Genomic DNA, 20,633 nt, shown 5'->3' with positions numbered 1-20,633 from the left:
CACGTCCTCGGCCGACCCGGCGCAGGAGGCCGTCAGGCGCAGGGCTCGAACTCGGCGTCCTCGCCGGAGTTCAGCGTCTCGTCGTAGGTGTAGCCCGTGCCCTCGGTGTTGGACTCGAGGGCCTTCTTCCACTCGCCGGAGTCCTTCATCTCCTTGATGGCCTCGTTGATGTCCTCGCAGTGCTCCGAGTCCTTCGGCAGGCCGACGCCGTAGCGTTCCGTGGTGAAGGTGCTGCCGACGACCTTGAACTTGCCCTTGTTGGCATCGGCGGCGGCCAAGCCCGCGAGGATGATGTCGTCCGTGGTCACGGCGTCCACCTGGCCGGACTCGAGGTAGGTCACGCATTCGGCGTAGCCGCCCTGCTCCACCAGGTTCACGCCGGAGGCGAACTGGTCCTTGATCTTCTGAGCCGAGGTGGAGCCCGTGACGGAGCAGAGGTTCTTCCCGTCGAGGGACTCGGGGCCGGTGATCGCGGTGTCGTCCGCGCGGACCAGCAGGTCCTGGCCGGCCACGAAGTATGGGCCCGCGAAGTCGACGCGCTCCTTGCGGGCGTCCGTGATGGAGTACGTCGCGAAGATCATGTCGACCTCGCCGTTCTCCAGGGCGTTCTCCCGGTTCGCGGACGGGGTCTGGACCCACTCGATGTCCTGCTCGGCCACGCCGAGCTTGTCCGCCACGTAGCGGGCCACGTCCGTGTCGAAGCCGGTGGGCTGGGCCGAGCCCTCGCGGTAGCCCAGGCCCGGCTGGTCGAACTTGATGCCGATGCGCAGGCTCTCGCCGGAGCCGGACGACGTCGACTCGCCGGCCGAGGACGAGCCGGCGGCGTCGCCACCGCCGCCCTGCGACGAGGAGGGGGCGCAGGCGGTGAGGGACAGGGCGGCCGCGGCGGTGACGGCGGACAGGGTCAGGAGCTTCGTGCGGAGCATGGTGCTCTCCTCTGGTTCGGTGCGGTGGGGTGCGACGGGGGACGGGGTCAGTGCGCGAGGATCTTGCCCAGGAAGTCCTGGGCGCGCTCGTGTCGGGGGTTCGTGAAGAAGGTGTCGGGGTCGGCGTCCTCGAGGATGGCGCCGTCGGCCATGAAGACCACGCGGTCCCCGGCCTTGCGGGCGAAGCCCATCTCATGGGTGACCACGACCATGGTCATGCCGCCCTCGGCGAGCTGGACCATGACGTCGAGGACCTCCTGCACCATCTCGGGGTCGAGGGCGGAGGTCGGCTCGTCGAAGAGCAGGGCCTTCGGCTCCATCGCCAGGGCGCGGGCGATGGCCACGCGCTGCTGCTGCCCGCCGGAGAGCTGGGCCGGCATCTTCCTGGCCTGTTGGGCCACGCCCACGCGCTCGAGCAGCTCCATGGCGTGCCGCTCGGCGTCCGCCCGGCGCTTGCCCTTCACCTTGATGGGCCCGAGGGTCACGTTCTCCAGGATCGACTTGTGCGCGAAGAGGTTGAAGGACTGGAAGACCATGCCGATCTCGGCGCGCAGCTGGGCGAGCTGCTTGCCCTCGGTGGGGAGCGGCCGCCCGTCGATCAGGATGCGGCCGCCGTCGTCGTCGATGGTCTCGAGCCGGTTGATCGTGCGGCACAGCGTCGACTTGCCGGAGCCGGACGGGCCGAGGACGATCGCCACCTGGCCGCGCGGGATCCGCAGGTCGATCTGGCGGAGGGCGTGGAAGTCGCCGAAGTGCTTGTTGACGCCCTCGAGGACGATCAGGTCATCGCCCGCGGCGCCGCGACGGCGCTGCATGCCGGCCTCGTCGGGGAGGTGGGCGCCGTGGGGCTGCTCAGGCGTGATCTGCGTCATGCCAATGGAATATAGCGCACGCCACACCCGGCGGGGTGCGCCGTGCGACGCCGGCCCTGGCGGCCCGCCGGCTCGTTAGGCTGACGCCATGGCCCCACATGAGCACCCCTCGGGCGACGACGTCGCCGCCGCGCCCCAGCGCGTCCGCCGCGGCGGGCAGGTCCTGCGCGGGGAGGCGGCGCACACCCCCACGTTCGACCAGCTCCTCCTCGACGGCCGGCGGCCCGGCGACGCCGCACGCCCCGCCGCCGACGTCACCTCGACGACGTCCGAGGCCTGGCGTGTCCTGCGCATCCAGGCGGAGTTCGTCGAGGGCTTCGGCACCCTCGCGGGGCTGGGTCCCGCGGTCTCCGTGTTCGGCTCGGCGCGCACGCCCGAGGGCAGCGCCGAGTACGCCCTGGCCCACGAGGTCGGGAGCCGCTTGGCCCAGGCCGGGTACACGGTCATCACCGGCGGAGGGCCCGGCACCATGGCGGCCGCCAACCGGGGTGCCCACGAGGCCGGTGGAGAGTCCGTGGGCCTGGGCATCGATCTGCCGTTCGAGACCGGCCTGAACCCCTGGGTGCACGTGGGCGTGGACTTCCGCTACTTCTTCGTCCGCAAGGTCATGTTCCTCAAGTACGCGCAGGGGTTCATCGTGCTGCCCGGCGGCCTCGGCACCCTGGACGAGCTCTTCGAGGCCCTCACCCTCGTGCAGACCGGCACCGTCACCCGCTTTCCCGTGGTCCTCGTGGACCGCGGCTTCTGGAGCCCGCTTGTGGACTGGATCCGCGGCACGCTCGTGGAGCGCGGCATGATCTCGCCCGAGGACCCGGACCTGTTCCACCTCGTGGACACGGCCGAGGAGGCCGTCGCGTGCGTGCTCCGCTCGGCGGGGAGGGCCGACGCGTGAGCGGGCCGCAGTGGATCGTCCTGGTGGCCGTGCTCGTCGTCGTGCTGGCGGCCCTGGCCGCCGCCCTCGCGGGCCGGCTCACGCTCCGGGCCGACGACCCGGCCGGGCGGACGCCGGGGCACCCCGTGCTGCTGCCGGAGCGGCCGCGCGCGGCGGATGTCGACCTGCTGCGGTTGGCCGTCGCGGTGCCCGGCTACCAGCGGGACCAGGTGGACGCCGTCCTGCTGCGGCTGCGGGACGCCCTGGCGCAGTGCGAGGACGAGGTGACCGCCCTGCGGGCCCGGGTGGCCGAGCTCGAGGCCGCCGACCCGTCCCGGAGCGATCCGGCGGGGCGTGCCTGAGTCGCGGGCCGGGCTCGGTGCGGGCCATCGTTTGGCGCGAGCACGCGGAATCCGCGATAATAGTGATGTGACCGGCCTCGCGCACGCTCGCGTGCGGGGGCGCCGGAGGCGTCCGGACAGTGCCCGCTCCCGCGGTCGCCGGACGCCGTGACGGGAACATCATCCAGAAGGGAAGTCGCAATGGCCGCCATGAAGCCCCGCACCGGGGACGGTCCCATGGAAGTGACCAAGGAGGGGCGCAGCCTGATCATGCGCGTGCCGATCGACGGCGGCGGCCGTCTCGTGCTGGAGATCAACGCGGACGAGGCCCGCGAGCTCAAGGAGTGCCTCGAGGGCGTCATCCAGGCCTGAGCCCGGACCCCTTCGACGCGGACGCCCCGCGCACCGTCACGGTGCGCGGGGCGTCCGCGTCCCCGGCGACGCCGCGGATCAGCGGCGCACCGCGATCAGCACGCCCGTGCCGGAGGGGACGACGGCGGACAGCCAGTGCTCGTCCTCCCGGATGAGGCGGTCCACCGCCCGGGCGGACACGGTGGACTCGTCGCGCACGGCGGGCCGGGGAACGCGGTCCCCGTCGAGGGCGTCCACCACGACGAGCACGCCGCCGGGGGCGAGCATGCGCGCGGCCTGCTCGACGTCGAACTGACGCGCGGCCGGGTCCCCGTCCACCAGGACCATCTCGTAGGCGCCGCTCGTGAGCCGGGGCAGGACGAGCCGGGAGCGTCCCGTGATCATGCGGGTGCGGCTCGTGGGCAGGCGGGCCTCCGAGAACGCCTCGCGGGCCGCACGCTGGGCCTCCGCGTCCGGGTCGACGGTGGTGAGGACCGTGCGCTCGGGCAGACCGCGCATCAGGGCGAGGCCCGAGACGCCGGCGCCCGTGCCCACCTCCACGACCGCCGTGGGGGCACGCGTGGCCGCCAGCACCGTCAACAGGGCCGCCGTCCCCTCGCTCACCGGCGGCACGTCCAGCTCGGCGGCGCGCTCGCGGGCGCGCAGGACGACGTCGTCCTCGGTGGCCCGGCTCTCCGACCAGGCCCAGGACGCGTGCTTGTCGGTGGGCTGGGGCTGCAGGGCGCTCATGGCTGACTCCGGGACGACGACGGCGGGACCTCGCCCGCGGCACGGGCGACGCGGGCCAGTGTACGGGCCGGCACGCGGCCGCGACCCAGTGTTCTCCCAGGAGGCGGGCCGATGATGGGACACGGCACGAACCGGCTCCCGCCGTGCGGGAGGCCGTTCGCCGGGCCGAGGACGCGAGGACCGAGGAGGTGGCCGCATGGGACGTCGACACACCCAGCGCCACATGGACGCCTACCTCGAGGGCGCCCTCCCCGCCGCGTCCCGGGAGCGCATCGCCCGCCACCTGGACCGCTGCCCCGAGTGCCGCGCCACCGTCCAGGCCCGGGCCCGCGTGCTCGACGCCGCCCGCACGGTGCACCAGCGTCCGGTCGGCGCCGTCGTCGCCCCGGTGCTGCGCGCCCGCGGCGTCTCCGGCCGCCTCGTGGTGGGGCTGCTCACCTTCGTCGTCCTGCTCGGCGGGCTGTTCACCGCGGTCTGGGTGGCCGGCGCGCCCCGCACCACGGCCGTGCGCACGGCCCCGACCCCGACGGACACCGTCGCCCTGCCGGCCGCCGGGACCGCGTCGACGGACCGGCGCGGCACCGTCGCGGAGCTGCGGGGTCAGGGCTGGACGGTGCCCTCCCTCGTGGGGGCCGGCCTGGAGCCGCTCACCGTGGACACCGCCCAGACGGCCGAGGACGTGGAGGTCGTCGTCGGCTGGGGCCGGGACGAGCCGACCGTGACCGTCCGCGAGTGCCGACCCCGGATCGTGGGAGCCGCCCCGGGGGGCTGTGCCTCGACCGCGCCCCTGAGCACGGGGGCGCAGGAGCGTCGGCTGGCCGGCGGCGGCGTCTACCGGATCGTCCCGGCGGGGGGGCAGGACGGCTGGACGGCCGAGCTGACCACGCCGCAGGCCGCCTACCGCGTGGAGGCCAGCCTGCCGGACGAGCGTGCCGACGCGGTCCTCACCCACCTGCTGGTCTCCGAGCGGGCACGGGTGCTCGAGCTGGGCGGCGGGGACGCCGTCGAGGAGCGCCTGGAGCGAGGCCTCGAACGCATCGCGGACGCCGTGCCGCGCCCCCGCGGCTGAGCCACCCCGTCCCCGCGGCTCCGGGCTGTGGGGCGGTGCCGCTCTAGTAGAGTTCGGAGGGTGTTTGGTATCAACGGCAGCGAGTTCATCATCTTGGCGGTGCTCGCAATCGTCATCCTCGGGCCGGAGAGGCTCCCCGAGTACACGCGCGCCTTCACCGACTGGCTGCGCGTCATGCGCGGCAAGGCCGAGGGTGCCAAGGCGCAGTTCAAGGAGGAGACCGGCACGGACTTCGACGAGGTGGACTGGCGCAAGTACGACCCCCGCCAGTACGACCCGCGCCGCATCATCCGCGACGCGCTCCGCGAGCCCGCCGGTGGCCCGTCCACGCCCGCGTCCCGGGCGGCGCAGGCGACGGGCGTCAGCGCCGAGGACGTGCACGGTGGCCTCACCCGCCAAGACCTGGCGGACATGGATCCGCGCACGCTCTTCCGCCGCCCCGCCGGGGCCGGCAGCACCGCCGCCGCGGAGTCCGGCACAGCCGCACAGGCCCCGTCCACCGCGCCCGCTGCGGGGGCGGCCGCCGTGGGCGGTGCCGCCGCAGCCCTGATGGCCTCCGGCCGCGCCGAGGCCCTCGCCGAGGAGCGTCCTGCCGCCGTGGAGACCGCACCGGACCCCCTCGAGCTGCTCGGGCTGGCGCCCGCCCCCTTCGACGTCGACGCGACCTGACGCCGTCGCGCGCGTCGGGGGGCCCGGCCGGGGCGCCGGCCCCCGAGGTCAGCGAGGGGTGAACGGCAGGGGCCGCCCGGCCAGCCCGCGCGGCCGCACGGCCACCCGTTGCGCGATCTGCGTCAGCGCCCGGCCCGCGGGGCTCTCCGGGGCGGACACCACCACGGGTTCGCCGACGTCGCCGCCCGCCCGCAGCGCCGGGTCCAGGGGTACGGTGCCCAGCAGCGGCACCTGAGTGTCCAGCACCCCGGACAGCCGCTCCGCCACCTCGGCGCCGCCGCCGGTCCCGAACACATCCAGCACGGTGCCGTCCGGCAGGGTCATCGGCCCCATGTTCTCCACGACGCCGGCCACGGTCTGGCCCGTCTGCTCCGCCAGCTGACCGGCGCGCGCGGCCACCTGCGCGGCGGCGTGCTGCGGCGTGGTCACCACGAGCAGCTCCGAGGCGGGCAGCAGCTGCGCCGTCGAGATCGCGATGTCCCCGGTGCCCGGGGGCAGGTCCACGAGCAGGACGTCCAGGTCGCCCCAGTGCACGTCCGTGACGAACTGTTCGAGCGCGCGGTGCAGCATCGGCCCGCGCCAGGCCACCGGCCGGTCCGCGTCGAGGAACATGCCGATCGAGATGACCTTCACGTCCCGCACCACGGGGGGCAGGATCATCCGGTCCAGCTTCGTCGGGGTGCCGGTCACGCCCAGGAGCCCGGGGATGGAGTAGCCGTGCACGTCCGCGTCGATCAGGCCGACGGCGAGTCCGCGCGCGGCGAGCGCGACCGCGAGGTTGGCCGTGACCGAGGACTTGCCCACGCCGCCCTTGCCCGAGGCCACCGCGAGGACGCGCGTGAGCGTGTCCTTCCCGAACGGGTTCGTCGGCCGGGCCGCGCGCAGGGCGTCCTGCAGCGCCAGGCGGCGCTCGGGCTCCATCACCCCGACGCGGACGTCCACGGACCCGCAGCCGGGTACGTCGGCGACGGCGGCGGCCACGTCCGTCTGGATCGTCCCGCGCAGGGGGCACGCGGCGATCGTGAGCAGCACCGCGACCTCGACGACGCCCGGGGCGGTCTCCACGACCGACTCCACCATGCCGAGGTCGGTGATCGGGCGGCGGATCTCGGGGTCCTGGACCGTGGCGAGCCGCTCCAGCACCCGGCGCTCGAGGTCGGTGCGGACCTCGGGCACGGGCAGGCCCAGGGCGCTCATCGGCCGCCCCCGTCCACCGGGCCCGCACCGCCGGCGGGGCCGGTCACCGGACCGGACCCCCCGGCCTCGCGGGCCTCCTGGGCCTCCTGCGCCGCGAGGGTGGCGAGCGTGGTGGTCGTGGGCTCGGCGCCGGCGTCGCCGCGCCGCGCATCCCGGCCGCGGCCCTTGGTCTTCTTGTTCTTGCGGGGCTGGGCCTCGGCGCCCGGGAGGCCGGCGCGCAGCTCCTCCCGGATCTCCTCCCGGATCTCCTCCCGCAGCTCGGCGCGCAGCGCCTCGCGGAGGTCGTCCCTGAGGTCGTCCTGGACGCCGCGCAGCTCGCCGCGCACGAAGTCGCGCGTGGCGACCTCCTGGACGGCCAGCCGCAGACCGGCGATCTCGCGGGTGAGGAACTCGGTGTCGGCGAGGTTGCGCTCGGCGCGGTCACGGTCCTCGCGCAGCGCGACCCTGTCCCGGTCGTCCTGGCGGTTCTGCGCCAGCAGGAGCAGGGGTGCGGCGTAGGACGCCTGGAGGGAGAGCATGAGCGTGAGCGCGGTGAAGCCGAGCTCGGCGGAGTCGAACCGCCACGCCATCGGGCCGAACGTGTTCCAGCCCAGCCAGGCGGCGCAGAACAGCGTCATCCAGACGAGGAACTGCGGGGTGCCCATGAAGCGGGCGATGCCCTCGGTGGCCTCGCCGAAGGCGTCCGGGTTCGGGGCCAGCCGGGGCACGCGGCGCCCGCTGGCGCTCAGCGGGGTGTCCAGGCCGGTGCCGCGGCCCGGGCGCAGGTCTCGCGCGGTCTGGGTCATGCTCACACCTCCGGTGTCGTGCGGCGGCGGGCCGCGGGGTCAGGTTGCGGGGCGGGTCTCGGCGTCGTCGAGGTCCATGGCCCGCCAGTCGTCGGGCAGGATGTGGTCGAGCAGGTCGTCCACGCTCACGGCCCCGACGACGCGGTCCTGCTCGTTCACCACGGGGATGCACGTGAGGTTGTAGGTCGCGAGCTCGCGGGTCACGTGGGCGATGGGGGCGAGGTCCGAGACGGCCTCGAGGTCCTTGTCCATGATGTTGCCGATCGCCTCCGGCGGCGGGTACCGCAGCAGGCGCTGGAAGTGGACGACGCCGAGGAACCGGCCCGTCGGCGTCTCCAACGGCGGCCGGGCCACGATCACGAGCGAGGCCAGCGCGGGGGAGATCTCCTGCTGTCGGATGGTCGCCATGGCCTCGGCCACGGTGGCCTCCGGGGGGAGGATGACCGGCACGGGGGTCATGAGCGAGCCCGCCGTGCCCTCCTCGTACTCGAGCAGGCGCCGGACGTCCTCGGCGTCCTCCGGCTCCATGCGTTCGAGCAGCAGCTCCTGCTGGGAGTCGGGCAGCTCGTGGAGCAGGTCCGCCGCGTCGTCCGGGTCCATCTCCTCCAGGACGTCGGCGGCGCGGTCGATGTCCAGCTGGGAGAGGATCTGCACCTGGTCGTCGTCGGGCAGCTCCTGGAGCACGTCCGCGAGGCGTTCGTTCTGCAGCTCCCTGGCGACCTCGACGCGGCGCTTCTCCGACATGTCGTGGAGCATGTCCGCCAGGTCGGCGGGCTTGAGGTCCTCGTGCGCGGCGAGGAAGCTCGTGGCCCCCTGCGGGTCGGCCTGCGCCGTCCAGCGGGCCTCGTCCCAGTTCAGCAGGAGGTGCTCGCCCCGCTGGGCGCGGCCGAAGGGGCCGCGGCCGACGATGCGGCGCACGTACAGGTCCGAGACCAGCCAGTCGCCGTTGCGCTGCTGCTCCAGCCCGATGTCCTCCAGGAAGGCCTCGCCCGACCCGTCGGAGAGGCGCACCTTCCGGTCGAAGAGGTCGGCGGCCACCATCTGCTCGGCGCCACGGCGGGAGAACCGGCGCAGGTTGATCAGCCCGGTCGTGATGATCCGGCCCGAGTCCATGGACGTCACCCGCGTCATCGGGACGAAGACGCGCTTCTTGCCGGGGACCTCGATCACGAGGCCGGTGGCGAACGGGGCTGCGGCGGGGCCGCGGTCCAGCACGACGACGTCGCGCAGCCGTCCCAGGCGGTCGCCGAGGGGGTCGAAGACGTCCAGGCCCAGCAGGCGGGCCACGAAGATCTTGGGGGAGCTCACCGACCCAGCCTACGGCGTGCCGGACCGCGGCTCCGTGTCCGCGTACGGCGGACCGCCGCCCGCCCGGGCGCCGGGCCGGGCACAATGGGTCCATGTCGTTCATGATGTCCAACCCTCAGCCCGGCGCCGAGCAGGGCCTGCCCCGCGGAGAGCTGCTGGCCACCTACGCCACCTACGCGCAGGCGCGCGAGCAGGTGGACCGCCTCGCCGCCACGGACTTCCCCGTGAGCGCCGTGTCGATCGTGGGCAAGGACCTGCGGGTCGTGGAGCGGGTGCGCGGCCGGCTGAACTACGCCCAGGTGGCGTTGTCCGCGGGTGTGCGCGGCGTGTTCTTCGGCGGACTGATCGGCATGTTCCTCTACCTGCTGGCCCCCGAGGCCGGCCCGGGGCAGATCCTCACCTCCATGCTGCTGGGCCTGGCGGTGTGGCTGATCTTCGGCGTGATCGGCTTCGCGATGCGTCGGGGCCAGCACGGCTTCGCGTCCTCGCAGGCCGTCGTGCCGACGGCCTTCGACCTCGTGGTCGCGTTCGACCACGCCGCCCGCGCCCGCCAGGAGCTGGGCCTGGGCGGTGCCGCGGCCCCGACGCCGCAGCCGGCCCCGCAGCCGGCGCCCGCCCCCGCCGCGGAGGAGGCCGGGGGCGGGTCCGTGCAGGCCACCCCGGCCGCCGCGCCGTCGTCGGGCGGGTCCCACGCGGCGCCCGCTCCCGGCGGACCCGAGGCGCCGGCCCGGCCCGTCCCGGAGGCGGACCCCGCGCCCACCGGCCTGGACCGCTCCTACGGCGTGACCCTGCCCCCGGAGGAGGTCGCCAAGCTCATCGAGGCGCGCGGCGGCCACCCGCCCCGGCCCCAGGACGAGCCGCGCGGCTGAGCCCCGTCAGAGGGACCAGGACTCGAGCCGCCGGAGCATGTCGCGCTTCTTGCTCGCATGACCGTGCATCCGGCCCAGGATGTCGCCGAGGACGGTGACGGCGCGGTCGATGTACGGGCCCTTGTTCAGCATCGCGGCCTCGGCCCGCTGCGCCATCGCGGCGTCCGTGATCTCCGCCCGTGAGGGCAGGCCGGTCTTGGCGAGGGACTCGAGGACCTGGGTGGCCCAGATCGCGGGCACGTGCGCCGCCTCGCACAGCCACAGGATCTCCTCCTGCAGCTCGGCCATCCGTGCGAAGCCGGCCTCCACCGCCAGGTCGCCACGGGCGATCATCACCCCGACGTCCCGCCAGCGCATCGCCTCGAGCAGCATCCGCGGCAGCTGCCGGAAGGCCTCCACCGTCTCGATCTTCAGCGTGATGTCCACGTCCGGTGCGTCCTCGGCCTCGAGCGCGTCGATCAGCTGGGCCACGTCCTCGGCCGAGCGGACGAAGGACATGTTCACCATGTCCGCGTGGCGGGCCGCGAACGGGATGTGGGCGAGGTCCTCGTCCGTGAGGGCCGGGATGGCCAGGTACGTGTCCGGGAAGTTCACGCCCTTCTCCGCCTTGAGCTTCGCCCCGCGAGGGCCGGCCTGGGTCACCTCGAGGGTGATCTCGTCGGCGGACACCGCTGTGATCCGCGCGCCGATCCGTCCGTCGTCGAGGGAGACCCGGTCGCCGACCGCCGCATCCGCGAACGCCTGCGCCAGGGTGAGGCCGATCCGGTAGGGCGGCGTGTCGACCGCGGGGACCGGCTCGAGCGAGCGGGCCAGCACGATCTCCTCGCCCTCGTGCACGCGCATGGACTGCTCGAGCGGGGGCAGCGGCCCGACCTCGAGCGGCCCGTGCGGCGTCGTCAGCGCCGTGCCCGTCGCCCAGTAGACCGTCTTGTCCGCCTGCACGAGCACGCCCTCGCCGTCCACCTGCTCGACCTCCAGCCTGCGGTGTGCACCACGCGCGTCGGTCAGCTCGATCTCGTCGCCGCGCTGCAGGCCCGCCAGGGTCGTCCCCTCCGGGGCCGCCAGCGGCACGACGACGGCGCCCTCCGGCCCGTGAGCCGCGGCCACGGCGTCATGGGTCCCGGCGGTGAGCCACACGCGGGAGGGCTCGGTGACGGTCCCGGAGAGGTCCCGGGCGGGCTTCACCTTCACGACGCGCGGTCCCGGCTCGATGGGGCCCGTGCGCACCTTCGGCCCGGCCAGGTCCATCGCGACCAGGGGCGCGGGCCGGCCCGCACCGGCGCACCGGCGGACCGCCGCGATCATGGCGGCCCACGCCTGCTCGTCGTCGTGGGCGCAGTTCACGCGCGCCAGGTCCATGCCGGCCTCGGCGATCCGGGCCACGAGCTCCGGGTCCGTGGCGGCCTCGGAGGGCATGGTCACCATGATGCGCGCGTCCCGGTCGCCGCGGGCCGGACCGAGCAGGCTCGCCGCGTTGCGGGCGAGGATGGCGCGGCCCTCGGCGGAGGTCAGGGCGTCGTCCTCGGGCGCGGGGGCGGGGTCGCCGTCGAGCGCGCGGGCGGCGGCCAGCACCGCGTCCACGTGGCCCAGCACGCCGGCCTCCATGCGGCCCAGAGAGGACAGTCCGGCGTCGCTCAGCGCCTCCTGCAGGGGCCGCAGGTCGGTGCCGCGCAGGGCGACGTAGTGCACGAGGTTCCGGGCCGAGGCCCGGTGGCGCTCCCGGACGCGGGAGATGAGGTCGGCGTGCTCCGCCTCGGCGGAGAGGAGGCGGTCGCGGAGGGCGGTGAGCTCGGTGGTCAGGTCGATACCCATGGTCCGAACCCTAGGGGCGCCCTCCGCGCCGGATCACGCCTGGAGCCGCGCCATCCAGGCCTCGATCTCGTCCGGGGTGCGGGGGAGGACCGCGGAGAGGTTCTCGGCCCCGTCCTCGGTCACGAGGATGTCGTCCTCGATGCGCACGCCGATGCCGCGGTAATCCTCCGGCACGGCCAGGTCCTCCTCCTTGAAGTACAGACCCGGCTCGATCGTGAAGACCATGCCCGGCTCGAGCACGCCGTCCAGGTAGAGCTCGCGCTTGGCCTGCGCGCAGTCGTGCACGTCGAGGCCGAGGTGGTGCGAGGTGCCGTGGGGCATCCAGCGCCGGTGGTGCTGGCCCTCGTCCGAGAGCGCGACCTCGGCCGAGACCGGCAGCAGGCCCCAGCCGTCGAGGCGGTCGACGAGCACCCGCATGGCCTCGGCGTGGAGCTCGCGGAACCGGATGCCGGGGCGCACGATCGCGAAGGCGGCGTCCGCGGCGTCGAGGACCGCCTGGTAGATGCGGCGCTGCACGTCCGTGAACGTGCCGGACACGGGCAGGGTGCGGGTGATGTCCGCGGTGTAGAGGGAGTCGTCCTCGACGCCGGCGTCGAGCAGGAGCAGCTCACCCGGGCGCACGGCGCCCGTGTTGCGGATCCAGTGCAGGATCGTGGCGTTGTTGCCGGAGGCCGCGATCGTGTCGTAGCCCAGGTCGTTGCCCTCGAGGCGGGCGCGGGCGAAGAAGGCGCCCTCGACCACGCGCTCGCCGCGGTCGTGGCCGACGGCGCGCGGCAGGGCCCGCACGACGTCCTCGAAGCCCGCGATCGTGGCGGCCACCGAGGCGCGCATCCGCTCGACCTCCCACGCGTCCTTGACCAGGCGCAGCTCGGAGAGGAACTCGGCGGTCTGGGCGTCGGCCTCGGCCGCGGCGGCCAGGTCCACGCCGGCCTCGGTCCGGACGGCGGCCAGCAGCGCGTCCACGTCCTGGTCGGTCTCGGCCAGCAGCCGCACCGCGGTGCCGTCCGCGGCCACGTTCTTGGTGATGGCGGACTCGAGCTCCTCGAGCCCCGCCGTGCGCAGACCCGTGCGGGCGGCCAGGCCGGCCAGGGTCGGACGGGGGCCGATCCAGAACTCGCCCGAGCGCGAGTCCGCGTAGAACTGCTCGGTGTCCCGGCCGGCCAGGGGACGGAAGTACAGGGTGGCGGTGTGGTCCGTGCCGTCGTCGCCGGCGCCCGGGTCCGTGGGCTCGAGCACGAGCACGGCGTCCGGCTCGTGGTCCACGCCGAGGCCCGTCAGGTGGGCGAACGCGGAGTGCGCGCGGAAGCGGTAGTCGGTGTCGTTCGAGCGGACCTTGAGGCGGCCGGCCGGCACCACGATCCGCTCGCCCGGGAAGCGCGCGGACACGGCGGCCCGCCGCCGGGCGGCGTACGGGGCAGAGGCGTCGGGGTCGGGCAGGGCCTGCGACGAGGGCGCCCAGTCGGAGGCCATGAAGTCGCGGAAGGCGTTCGAGGCGGGGCGCTGCGAGCGGTTGTCGACGCGCTCGGCCAGCGGCTGGGGGTTCACCGCGCCGGTGCCGTCGGCGCCCGCCTCGGGGGCGGCGGCGGGCTGGTCGGGGGTGGTCTGGGCGGGGTGCTGTGCGGCATCGGTCATGCCCTCCATCATGGCACCGGTGGGCGCGGGCAGGTCGGGGCCGCCGCGCGCGGGTCTCGGTACCATGGCCGCCATGGCCCGCTACGACCTGCACACGCACTCGACCGAGTCCGACGGCACCGAGCCGCCGGCCGACGTGGTGCGTGCGGCGGCGCGGGTCGGGCTGGACGGCCTCGCGCTCACCGACCACGACACGACCGCCGGCTGGGCCGAGGCCGCCCACGCCGCGCGGGAGACCGGGCTGACGCTCGTGCCCGGCATGGAGATGTCCTGCACCTCCGCCGACGGCGTGAGCGTGCACGTGCTCAGCTACCTGCACGACCCCGAGGACCCCGCCCTGCTGCGGGAGGTCGGCCTGGCCCGCGACGCGCGGCTGATCCGGGCGCAGGAGATGGTGCGGCGCCTGGGCGCGGACTTCCCGATCACGTGGGAGCTGGTCCAGGAGCACGCGGCGGAGAACGCGACGATCGGCCGGCCCCACCTGGCCGACGCCCTCGTGACGATCGGGGCCGTCCCGGACCGCTCCGCGGCGTTCACGGAGATCCTCGCCGGCCGGTCCAAGTACTACGTGCCGCACTTCGCCCCGGACCCGGCCGAGGCGGTCGCGCTCATCCGGGCCGCCGGCGGGGTGCCGGTGTTCGCGCATCCCCGGGCGCGCATGCGGGGCCGCGTGGTGGGCGACGAGGTGTTCGAGCAGATGGCCGAGGCCGGACTGGCCGGGGTCGAGGTCGAGCACCGGGACAATCCGGCGGAGGAGCGCACGTGGCTGCGCGCGTTCGCGGACCGGCACGGGCTGTTCGTCACCGGCTCGTCCGACTACCACGGCACCGGCAAGCCCAATCCGATCGGCGAGCACAGCACGGGCGCAGAGGTGCTCGCCGAGATCGAGCGGCAGGGCACCGGCACGGCGATCATCCGCGGCTGAGCCCGGGCGACGGCGGAGGATCCATTGCGCGAATGACCCTTGCGGCCGCCTGCACGGCGGTCGGAAGGGTCATTCGCGCAGAAGATTCCCGGGGGCCCGGGAGGGACTGTCAGCCGTCCACGACCTCGCCGTTGCGGCGGCGCGTGCGGGTGCGGCCGCCCCGGCGACGACGGGCCTCGGCCCGGGCCTCCGCGCGCTCGGCCCGGCGGGCGTCGGTGAGCTCGACGCCGGCCACCGGCTCCGGCGTGCGGGCCGCGGGGGCCTCGGAGCGCGAGGCGGTGCGCTCGCGACCATCGCCGCGACCACGGCCCCGGCCCTCGGCGCGCTGCTCGGCGGGTGCCTCACCACGGCTGCGGGCCCCGGCGCGCTGCTCGGCGGGTGCCTCACCACGACCCCGGCCAGAGCGCTCGGAGCGCTCGCCGCGGCCCCCGCCGCGCGCCGCGTCACGACCCTCGCCGGAGCGGCGGCCCCGGCCGCCCTCACGGCCGCCGCGCTCGCCGTCGCGGGACCGACCGCCCTCGCGACCCCGTCCGCGGCCGCCGTCGCGCTGCTTCGCCTCGGGGCCGCCGAGGTCCTCGAGCGTCTCGCCCTCGAGGCCCTCGAGCACGCGCTTGGCCTGCGGCAGACGGCCCTTCGTGCCCTTCGGGATGCCGAGGTCGGAGAACAGGTGCGGGGAGGAGGAGTAGGTCTCCACCGGCTCGGGCTGGCCGAGGCCGAGCGCCTTGTCGATCAGGGACCAGCGCGGCATGTCCTCCCAGTCCACGAGGGTCACCGCCACGCCCTTGTTGCCGGCGCGGCCCGTGCGGCCCACGCGGTGCACGTAGGTCTTCTCGTCCTCCGGCGCCTGGAAGTTGAACACGTGGGTGACGTCGTCGACGTCGATGCCGCGCGCCGCGACGTCGGTGGCCACGAGGATGTCCACCTTGCCGTTGCGGAACGCGCGCAGCGCCTGCTCGCGGGCGCCCTGGCCGAGGTCGCCGTGCAGCGCGCCGGCCGCGAAGCCGCGCGCCGTCAGCTCGTCCGCCACGCGGGCGGCCGTGCGCTTGGTGCGCGTGAAGATGATGGTCCGGCCGCGGCCCTCGGCCTGCAGGGCGCGGGCCACGAGCTCGTCCTTGTCCATGTGGTGGGCGCGGTAGACGAGCTGACGGATGTCCTTCTTCGTCAGGCCCTCGTCCTCCGGGTCCGCCGCGCGGATGTGGGTCGGCTGCGTCATGTAGCGGCGCGCCATCGCCACCACGGGACCCGGCATGGTGGCCGAGAACAGCATGGTCTGGCGCACGGCCGGGACGGCGGCGAGCAGGGTCTCGACGTCGGGGAGGAAGCCGAGGTCCAGCATCTCGTCGGCCTCGTCCAGCACCACCGTGTTCACCAGGTCCAGGCGCAGGTGGCGCTGGCGCATCAGGTCGATGAGGCGGCCGGGGGTGCCGACGACGATCTCGACGCCGCGCTGCAGCTCCTCGATCTGCGGCTCGTAGGCGCGGCCGCCGTAGATGGTGGCGATGCGCAGGGGGCGCCGGGCCGCGGCGGCCGTGAGGTCGCCGGCCACCTGGACGGCGAGCTCGCGCGTCGGGGCGACGATCAGGGCCTGCGGGGCGCCCGCGGTGCCCTTGGCCTCGAGGCCGTCCCAGCCGGGCTCACCCGGGCCGATGGCGCGCTGCAGCGCGGGGATGCCGAAGCCGAGGGTCTTGCCCGTGCCGGTCTTGGCCTGGCCGATGATGTCGTGGCCGCCGAGGGCGACCGGCAGGGTCATGGCCTGGATGGGGAAGGGGTGGACGATGCCCTTGGCCTCCAGGGCCTCGACGATCGCGGGGTGCACCCCGAAGTCGGCGAAGGTCTGCTCGGGGGCCACGGGGGCGGCGTCCTCGGTGACGATGTCCTCCGCGATCGCGGCGACCGTCGGGTCGAGGTCGGCGGAGGCGGGGGTGTGCTCGGAGTTCTGGGTCATGGCGACTCGCGTTCCTGGTCGGGCGTCGTCACGGCGGGCGGAAGGCCCGGCTCCGCCGTGCGCGCGGTTCAAGCGGAAGCCGATCGCGAGGCAAGCACGCGGAGCGGCCGACGGGCGGCGCCCCGTGGAACCGGGCGGGCGCGCCGTGCGCGGCGGGCCGTGCCGGATCCGGCAGGTCATGGTGCCGTCCCGGGCGTCAGGGGCGCGGGCGGCGGGTCAGGGTGATCAGAGAGCGACCGGTCATCCTGGGTCAGCGTGAGCTGTGCGGCCAGTCTACCCCCGCGGCCGTGATCGCACCCGAAGCGCGGTCCACGCCCTCGATCCGCACGCGCACCCGGGTGCCCGCCGGGACGCTGCCCGGCACCCGCAGGCTCACGGCCGGATCGAGCAACCACACCTCCGTGCCGTCCTTCGCCTCGCGCACCGCGATCCCCTCGAGCTCCGCGCCGACGCGGGACTCGAGCGCCGCCGCCTCCACGAGGTCCGCCGCCGTCCGGCTCGCGGCCGAGGCCCGGCGCGACGAGTCCGCCATGAGGGCGGGCAGCGCGGGCAGGGCGCTGCGGACCCACGCGGGGGCGGGGGCGCCGATGGCGTGGGCGTGGCACAGGGCCAGGACGAAGCGGTCCACGAGCCGGCGCAGGGGAGCGGTGGCGTGGGCGTAGGGGGCGGCGAGCGCGGCCTGGGCCGGTTCGGCCGGCGGTGTGCGCAGGGCCGGGTCCTCGGCCTGCGCGTCGAAGGCCGTGTACCCGGCGCCGCGGAACAGCCCGGTGGCCGCGTGCAGCGCCGCCAGGTGCCGCGCGTCGGCGGGGTCGAGGGAACGCAGGTAGGCGCCGTAGTCCTGGCCCTCGTCCCACGGGGCGCCCAGGGCGTGTGTGCGCTCTCGGAAGGCGGCGATGGCGTCGGCGTCCGGCGCCGGCATCGTGCGCAGGATCCCGACTCCGGCGGCCAGCATCAGCTCGGCCGCGGCCATGCCGGTCAGCAGGGAGAGCTGGGCGTTGTGCTCCTCCGCCGGCAGCGGCGCCCGGTGCACGAGCTCGTGCGCCCCGTCCTCGGTGACACGGACCTCCTGGTCCGGCAGGTTCAGGGAGGCACCGCCGCGGGCGGCCTCCTGTGCGGCCCGCCGTCGGCCCACCTCCGGCAGCAGCGCCAGCGAGTCGCGCACCTCGGCCGGCCACCCCTCGGCGGCGGCCCGGTCCGCGTCGGTGACCCCGGGGCGCGGCGTCGTCGGCGCCTGTGCCCCCGGCTGCGCGTCGAGGAAGGCCTGCACCTGCCCGTACGTCAGCTGCGCCCGGGAGCGGACGCGGGCGCGTTCGAGGCCGGTCTCGACGACGGCGCCCGCGGCGTCCAGCAGGAACGTCCACATGAATGCCGGGCGCTCGCGGTCCGGCAGCAGGGAGGCGGCGTCCTCGCTCAGCACCTCCGGGTGCAGGGGGACTCGGCCGTCGGGCAGGTAGACGGTCTGGCCGCGGCGGCGGGCCTCGGCGTCCACGGCGCCGCCCGGGGCCACGAAGGCGGGAACGTCGGCGATCGCGTAGCGGACCAGGATGCCGTCGTCGTCGGCGGGGGTCAGGAGCAGGGCCTGGTCCAGGTCCGTGGAGCCGGCGGGGTCCACGGTGACGAACGGCAGGACCGTGCGGTCCGCGTGGTCCGGACTCGCGGCCAGGCCCGCGTGCACCTCATGAGCGGCCACCTCCGCCTCGGCCAGGACGGGGGCGGGGAAGGCCGGCGGCAGCTCGAGCTCCGTCCGCAGGGCGGCGAGGCGCTCGAGCAGGGCCGGGTCGGCGGGGCCGCGGAGGCCGAGGGCGTGAGGCGACATGGCGATGCTCCTGGGCAGGGGGCCGAGACGACGCACGCCCCGGCGGATCACCGGGGCGTGCGGGCGGGTCAGGAGGCGGCGAACCCGAGCGGGCCCGACTTCTTCGCGCCGATCTCCACGAAGCCGATGCGGTCGCCGGGGACGACCACCTGGCGGCCCTTGGCGTCCGCCAGGACCAGCGGGGTGCCGCCGGAGACGGCGGCGTCCACGAGGGAGCGGACCTCGTCCGCCGACTGCTCGCTGTCGATGACGACCTCGCGGCCGACGTGCTGCACACCGATGCGGATCTCCATGGGGAACCTCTTCTCTTCGTCGCGTCCTGTGCGGTCCCCCGTCAGCCTACGGGACCGCTCGGCGGGGTGGACGGGCGCCCCCGAGGTTCACCCGCGGGCGAAACGGGCCGGACGGCCGGGTCAGCGCTGGGCGTCATCCGCGGAGGGCAGCGAGGCGAGGCCGCGCCAGATGAGCGCGTCCACCGTGCGGGCCATCTCGGCCGCGGCGGGGCGCGCGTCCGCGTCGAGCCGGTCCGCCCAGTGGCGGGCGGCGCCCAGGAGGTAGCCGACGAGTCCGCGGGAGAGCACCTCGGCCTCGGCCTCGGCCACGGTGGTGTCCGCGCGGATGGTGCGCGCGACCTCGGAGGAGAGCAGCCGGTGGACGGCCTCGCTGCGCGTGCGCACCTCCGGGTCCCCGTCGATGCCGGAGTCGAAGATGAGGCGGTGGGTCCGCTCGGGGGAGGCCATGTACTCGAACACGGCGGCGACGGTGGCCCGCACCCGTTCGCGGTTGTCCCGGCGGGTGTCCATCGCCGCCTCGAGGAGCGTGCGCAGGCTCGCGACCTCGGCGTCCAGCAGCTCGAGGAAGAGCTCGTGCTTGCTGGGGAAGTGCTGGTAGAGGACCGGCTTGGAGACCTCGGCCCGCTCGGCGATCTGCTCCATGGAGGCCCCCGCGTACCGCTCGGCGGCGAAGACCGCGCGGGCGCAGTCCAGCAGCTGGCGGCGACGCTCGTGCCGGGGCAGACGACGGCCTCGCCCGGGCTCGTCGGGCGCGGTGGCGGCGGGGTGGGCGGTCACGGGGTCCTCCTGGCGCGGCGCGGGCTCACGCGATGCGCGCGGCGCCGCCCTCGTCCTCGTGCGCGGGGCAGGCCGCCTCGACCGTGCCCACCTCGGAGGCGGGGCGGCCGGGGGCCTCGATCCCGAAGACCGCCTCGAGGGCGTCCTCGTAGCGGTCGAGCCGGCCCTCGGCGGCGAGTCGCTTGGCGCGCACGCTGGGTTCGTGCAGGAGCTGGTTCACCATGCGGCGCAGGGCGAACTCCACCTCCTCGGCGGCCGCCGTGCAGCCGTGGCGGGCGCGCACGCGCTCGAGCTCCCGGTCGAGCACGCCGAGGGTGTGGCGGCGCAGGGCCTTGATCGCCGCGTCGGCACTGCGGCCGCGCTGCGCGGCGCGGTACTCCTCGACGGCGTCGTCCACGAGCGCGCGGGCCTCGGCGACGGCGACCTGGGCCTGCTCGGGGGCGGCCAGCCGCACCGACTCGAGGGTGATGAGGTCGACGTCCGGCAGGTCCGCGACGGCGGGGTCGAAGTCGCGCGAGAGGGCCAGGTCGACCACCGTGAGCGGGCGCCGTCCGCCCTCGCGCAGCTCCTGCAGGCGCTCGGGGCTGATCTGGCGTTCGCCCCCGGAGGAGCCGATGATCACGTCCGCCTCGGCGACGGCGCCGGCCACGGCCTCGCCGCCGAGCGCGAGGGCCCAGCCGCCGCGGTCCGCGACGAACTGCTCCGCGCGGCCTGAGGCCGAGTGCACGCCGACGGTGGTCGCGCCCCGGTCCGCCAGCTGCGCGAGCGTGGTGCCGGCGTAGGCGCCCGTGCCGATCAGCAGGATGGTGGCCCCGGCCCAGAAGTCGCGCTGGGCCGCGGCGTCGGTGAGACCGCGCAGCTCCTCCGCGAGGTCCAGGGCGACGGAGACGACCGAGCGGCCGGCCGCGCCGAGCGCCGTGTGGGAGCCGACGTCCTTGGCCGTGCGCGTGGCGGACTCGAAGAGGCGGACGAGCGGACCCGAGGCGGTGCCGGCCTCCTGGGCCGCCGTCAGGGCGCGCCGGACCTGACCGGCGATCTCGCGTTCGCCCACCACGGCGGAGTCCAGTCCGACGCCGACCTCGAAGAGGTGACGGGCCGTGGCGTCGGCGTCGAGTGTGCGGAACGCGGCGTGCACGTCCTCGTCGGGCAGGGAGGTGGAGGCGGCGACGGCGGACAGCAACCCCGCGCGAGCGGCCTCGACGCCGGCCCCGTCGGCCTCGGCGTAGATCTCCACGCGGTTGCACGTGGCCAGCACGACGGCGCCCGCCGCACCGCTGCCGGGCAGGGCGGGCCCGACCCCGGTCGCGCCGGCGCTGAGGCGGGCGACCGTGTCCAGGTCCAGATCATGGTGGGAGGCGACGAGAGAGAAGACAGTCACAGCGGGCCAAGTCTAGCCCCGACCGCCCCGCCCGTCCGGGAAGGCGG

General features: G+C 75.3%; 20 protein-coding genes. 7 read left to right on the top strand and 13 right to left on the bottom strand.

All coding sequences use genetic code 11. From position 1 onward, the window contains the following. Window positions 1-32 precede the first annotated feature (32 nt). Both MLUT_RS19210 and MLUT_RS19205 read right to left on the bottom strand, forming a co-directional pair. A complete protein-coding gene (locus MLUT_RS19210) occupies window positions 33-926 on the bottom strand; it encodes a glutamate ABC transporter substrate-binding protein (protein ID WP_010080546.1) in 894 nt (297 codons plus the stop codon). 47 nt (window positions 927-973) lie between these two features. Then, on the bottom strand, window positions 974-1,708 hold the full coding sequence (locus MLUT_RS19205) for an amino acid ABC transporter ATP-binding protein (protein ID WP_174260689.1): 735 nt from the start codon (window positions 1,706-1,708) through the stop codon (window positions 974-976). A gap of 178 nt (window positions 1,709-1,886) precedes the next feature. Here MLUT_RS19205 and MLUT_RS19200 point away from each other — a divergent pair, with 178 nt between their 5' ends. The 3 genes from MLUT_RS19200 (at window position 1,887) to MLUT_RS23670 (ending at window position 3,382) form a co-directional block, all read left to right on the top strand. Then, window positions 1,887-2,690 (top strand): LOG family protein, encoded by an 804-nt coding sequence (locus MLUT_RS19200; RefSeq protein WP_010080548.1) that lies wholly within the window; start codon window positions 1,887-1,889, stop codon window positions 2,688-2,690. After that, window positions 2,687-3,031, top strand: coding sequence for a hypothetical protein (locus tag MLUT_RS19195; RefSeq protein ID WP_012751007.1), 345 nt, complete (start codon window positions 2,687-2,689; stop codon window positions 3,029-3,031). The genes MLUT_RS19200 and MLUT_RS19195 overlap by 4 nt, the downstream gene beginning before the upstream one ends. 180 nt (window positions 3,032-3,211) lie before the next feature. Beyond that, on the top strand, window positions 3,212-3,382 hold the full coding sequence (locus MLUT_RS23670; RefSeq protein ID WP_002855133.1) for a DUF3117 domain-containing protein: 171 nt from the start codon (window positions 3,212-3,214) through the stop codon (window positions 3,380-3,382). Window positions 3,383-3,460: 78 nt separating this feature from the next. On the opposite strand, the gene MLUT_RS19190 is transcribed toward MLUT_RS23670, so the two are convergent. Further along, window positions 3,461-4,111, bottom strand: a complete 651-nt coding sequence (locus tag MLUT_RS19190) for an O-methyltransferase (protein ID WP_012751006.1) — start codon at window positions 4,109-4,111, stop codon at window positions 3,461-3,463. Between the two features lie 196 nt (window positions 4,112-4,307). Between MLUT_RS19190 and MLUT_RS19185 the strand changes: the two genes are divergently transcribed. Both MLUT_RS19185 and MLUT_RS19180 read left to right on the top strand, forming a co-directional pair. Further along, window positions 4,308-5,180 carry a zf-HC2 domain-containing protein gene (locus MLUT_RS19185; RefSeq protein ID WP_010080552.1) on the top strand — a complete coding sequence of 291 codons (873 nt, stop codon included), beginning with the start codon at window positions 4,308-4,310 and terminating at the stop codon, window positions 5,178-5,180. A gap of 60 nt (window positions 5,181-5,240) precedes the next feature. Beyond that, entirely contained in the window at window positions 5,241-5,849 is a 609-nt protein-coding gene (locus MLUT_RS19180) for a twin-arginine translocase TatA/TatE family subunit (RefSeq protein WP_010080553.1), read from the top strand. A gap of 48 nt (window positions 5,850-5,897) precedes the next feature. Here the strand turns inward: MLUT_RS19180 and MLUT_RS19175 are convergent, their stop codons facing one another. The 3 genes from MLUT_RS19175 to MLUT_RS19165 are packed head-to-tail and all read right to left on the bottom strand — an operon-like array spanning window position 5,898 to window position 9,139. After that, window positions 5,898-7,046 (bottom strand): Mrp/NBP35 family ATP-binding protein, encoded by a 1,149-nt coding sequence (locus MLUT_RS19175; RefSeq protein ID WP_010080554.1) that lies wholly within the window; start codon window positions 7,044-7,046, stop codon window positions 5,898-5,900. Next, window positions 7,043-7,831, bottom strand: coding sequence for a DUF1003 domain-containing protein (locus tag MLUT_RS19170; RefSeq protein ID WP_012751005.1), 789 nt, complete (start codon window positions 7,829-7,831; stop codon window positions 7,043-7,045). The genes MLUT_RS19175 and MLUT_RS19170 overlap by 4 nt, the downstream gene beginning before the upstream one ends. 39 nt (window positions 7,832-7,870) lie before the next feature. Beyond that, window positions 7,871-9,139 carry a magnesium transporter MgtE N-terminal domain-containing protein gene (locus MLUT_RS19165; RefSeq protein WP_010080556.1) on the bottom strand — a complete coding sequence of 423 codons (1,269 nt, stop codon included), beginning with the start codon at window positions 9,137-9,139 and terminating at the stop codon, window positions 7,871-7,873. A 92-nt stretch (window positions 9,140-9,231) separates the two neighbouring features. On the opposite strand from MLUT_RS19165, the gene MLUT_RS19160 reads away from it, so the two are divergent. Further along, window positions 9,232-10,008 (top strand): YflT domain-containing protein, encoded by a 777-nt coding sequence (locus tag MLUT_RS19160; RefSeq protein ID WP_010080557.1) that lies wholly within the window; start codon window positions 9,232-9,234, stop codon window positions 10,006-10,008. Between the two features lie 6 nt (window positions 10,009-10,014). Here MLUT_RS19160 and MLUT_RS19155 read toward each other — a convergent pair whose 3' ends face one another. Further along, window positions 10,015-11,820: a pyruvate kinase gene (locus tag MLUT_RS19155; RefSeq protein ID WP_010080558.1), complete on the bottom strand. Its 1,806-nt coding sequence runs from the start codon at window positions 11,818-11,820 to the stop codon at window positions 10,015-10,017. Window positions 11,821-11,853: 33 nt separating this feature from the next. After that, window positions 11,854-13,452 carry an aminopeptidase P family protein gene (locus tag MLUT_RS19150; RefSeq protein ID WP_010080559.1) on the bottom strand — a complete coding sequence of 533 codons (1,599 nt, stop codon included), beginning with the start codon at window positions 13,450-13,452 and terminating at the stop codon, window positions 11,854-11,856. A gap of 64 nt (window positions 13,453-13,516) precedes the next feature. Here MLUT_RS19150 and MLUT_RS19145 point away from each other — a divergent pair, with 64 nt between their 5' ends. Further along, window positions 13,517-14,377, top strand: coding sequence for a PHP domain-containing protein (locus tag MLUT_RS19145; protein WP_012751004.1), 861 nt, complete (start codon window positions 13,517-13,519; stop codon window positions 14,375-14,377). A gap of 109 nt (window positions 14,378-14,486) precedes the next feature. On the opposite strand, the gene MLUT_RS19140 is transcribed toward MLUT_RS19145, so the two are convergent. From MLUT_RS19140 to MLUT_RS19120, 5 genes are all read right to left on the bottom strand, one after another. After that, the gene (locus MLUT_RS19140; protein ID WP_012751003.1) at window positions 14,487-16,322 is read right to left on the bottom strand and encodes a DEAD/DEAH box helicase; all 1,836 of its coding nucleotides are present in this window, start codon (window positions 16,320-16,322) and stop codon (window positions 14,487-14,489) included. 250 nt (window positions 16,323-16,572) lie between these two features. Further along, the gene (locus MLUT_RS19135) at window positions 16,573-18,138 is read right to left on the bottom strand and encodes an RNB domain-containing ribonuclease (RefSeq protein WP_010080562.1); all 1,566 of its coding nucleotides are present in this window, start codon (window positions 18,136-18,138) and stop codon (window positions 16,573-16,575) included. A gap of 68 nt (window positions 18,139-18,206) precedes the next feature. Continuing rightward, complete coding sequence (locus tag MLUT_RS19130) at window positions 18,207-18,431, bottom strand: DUF3107 domain-containing protein (RefSeq protein ID WP_010080563.1); 225 nt, start codon at window positions 18,429-18,431, stop codon at window positions 18,207-18,209. A gap of 120 nt (window positions 18,432-18,551) precedes the next feature. Next, on the bottom strand, window positions 18,552-19,208 hold the full coding sequence (locus tag MLUT_RS19125; protein ID WP_010080564.1) for a TetR/AcrR family transcriptional regulator: 657 nt from the start codon (window positions 19,206-19,208) through the stop codon (window positions 18,552-18,554). Window positions 19,209-19,233: 25 nt separating this feature from the next. Next, window positions 19,234-20,586: a glutamyl-tRNA reductase gene (locus MLUT_RS19120; protein WP_010080565.1), complete on the bottom strand. Its 1,353-nt coding sequence runs from the start codon at window positions 20,584-20,586 to the stop codon at window positions 19,234-19,236. Between the last annotated feature and the right edge of the window lie 47 nt (window positions 20,587-20,633).

The sequence above is a fragment of the Micrococcus luteus NCTC 2665 genome (assembly GCF_000023205.1).
Taxonomy (GTDB): domain Bacteria; phylum Actinomycetota; class Actinomycetes; order Actinomycetales; family Micrococcaceae; genus Micrococcus; species Micrococcus luteus.
Note: the sequence above shows the minus strand (reverse complement) of the source record. Positions and strands in the feature narration are given on the sequence as shown.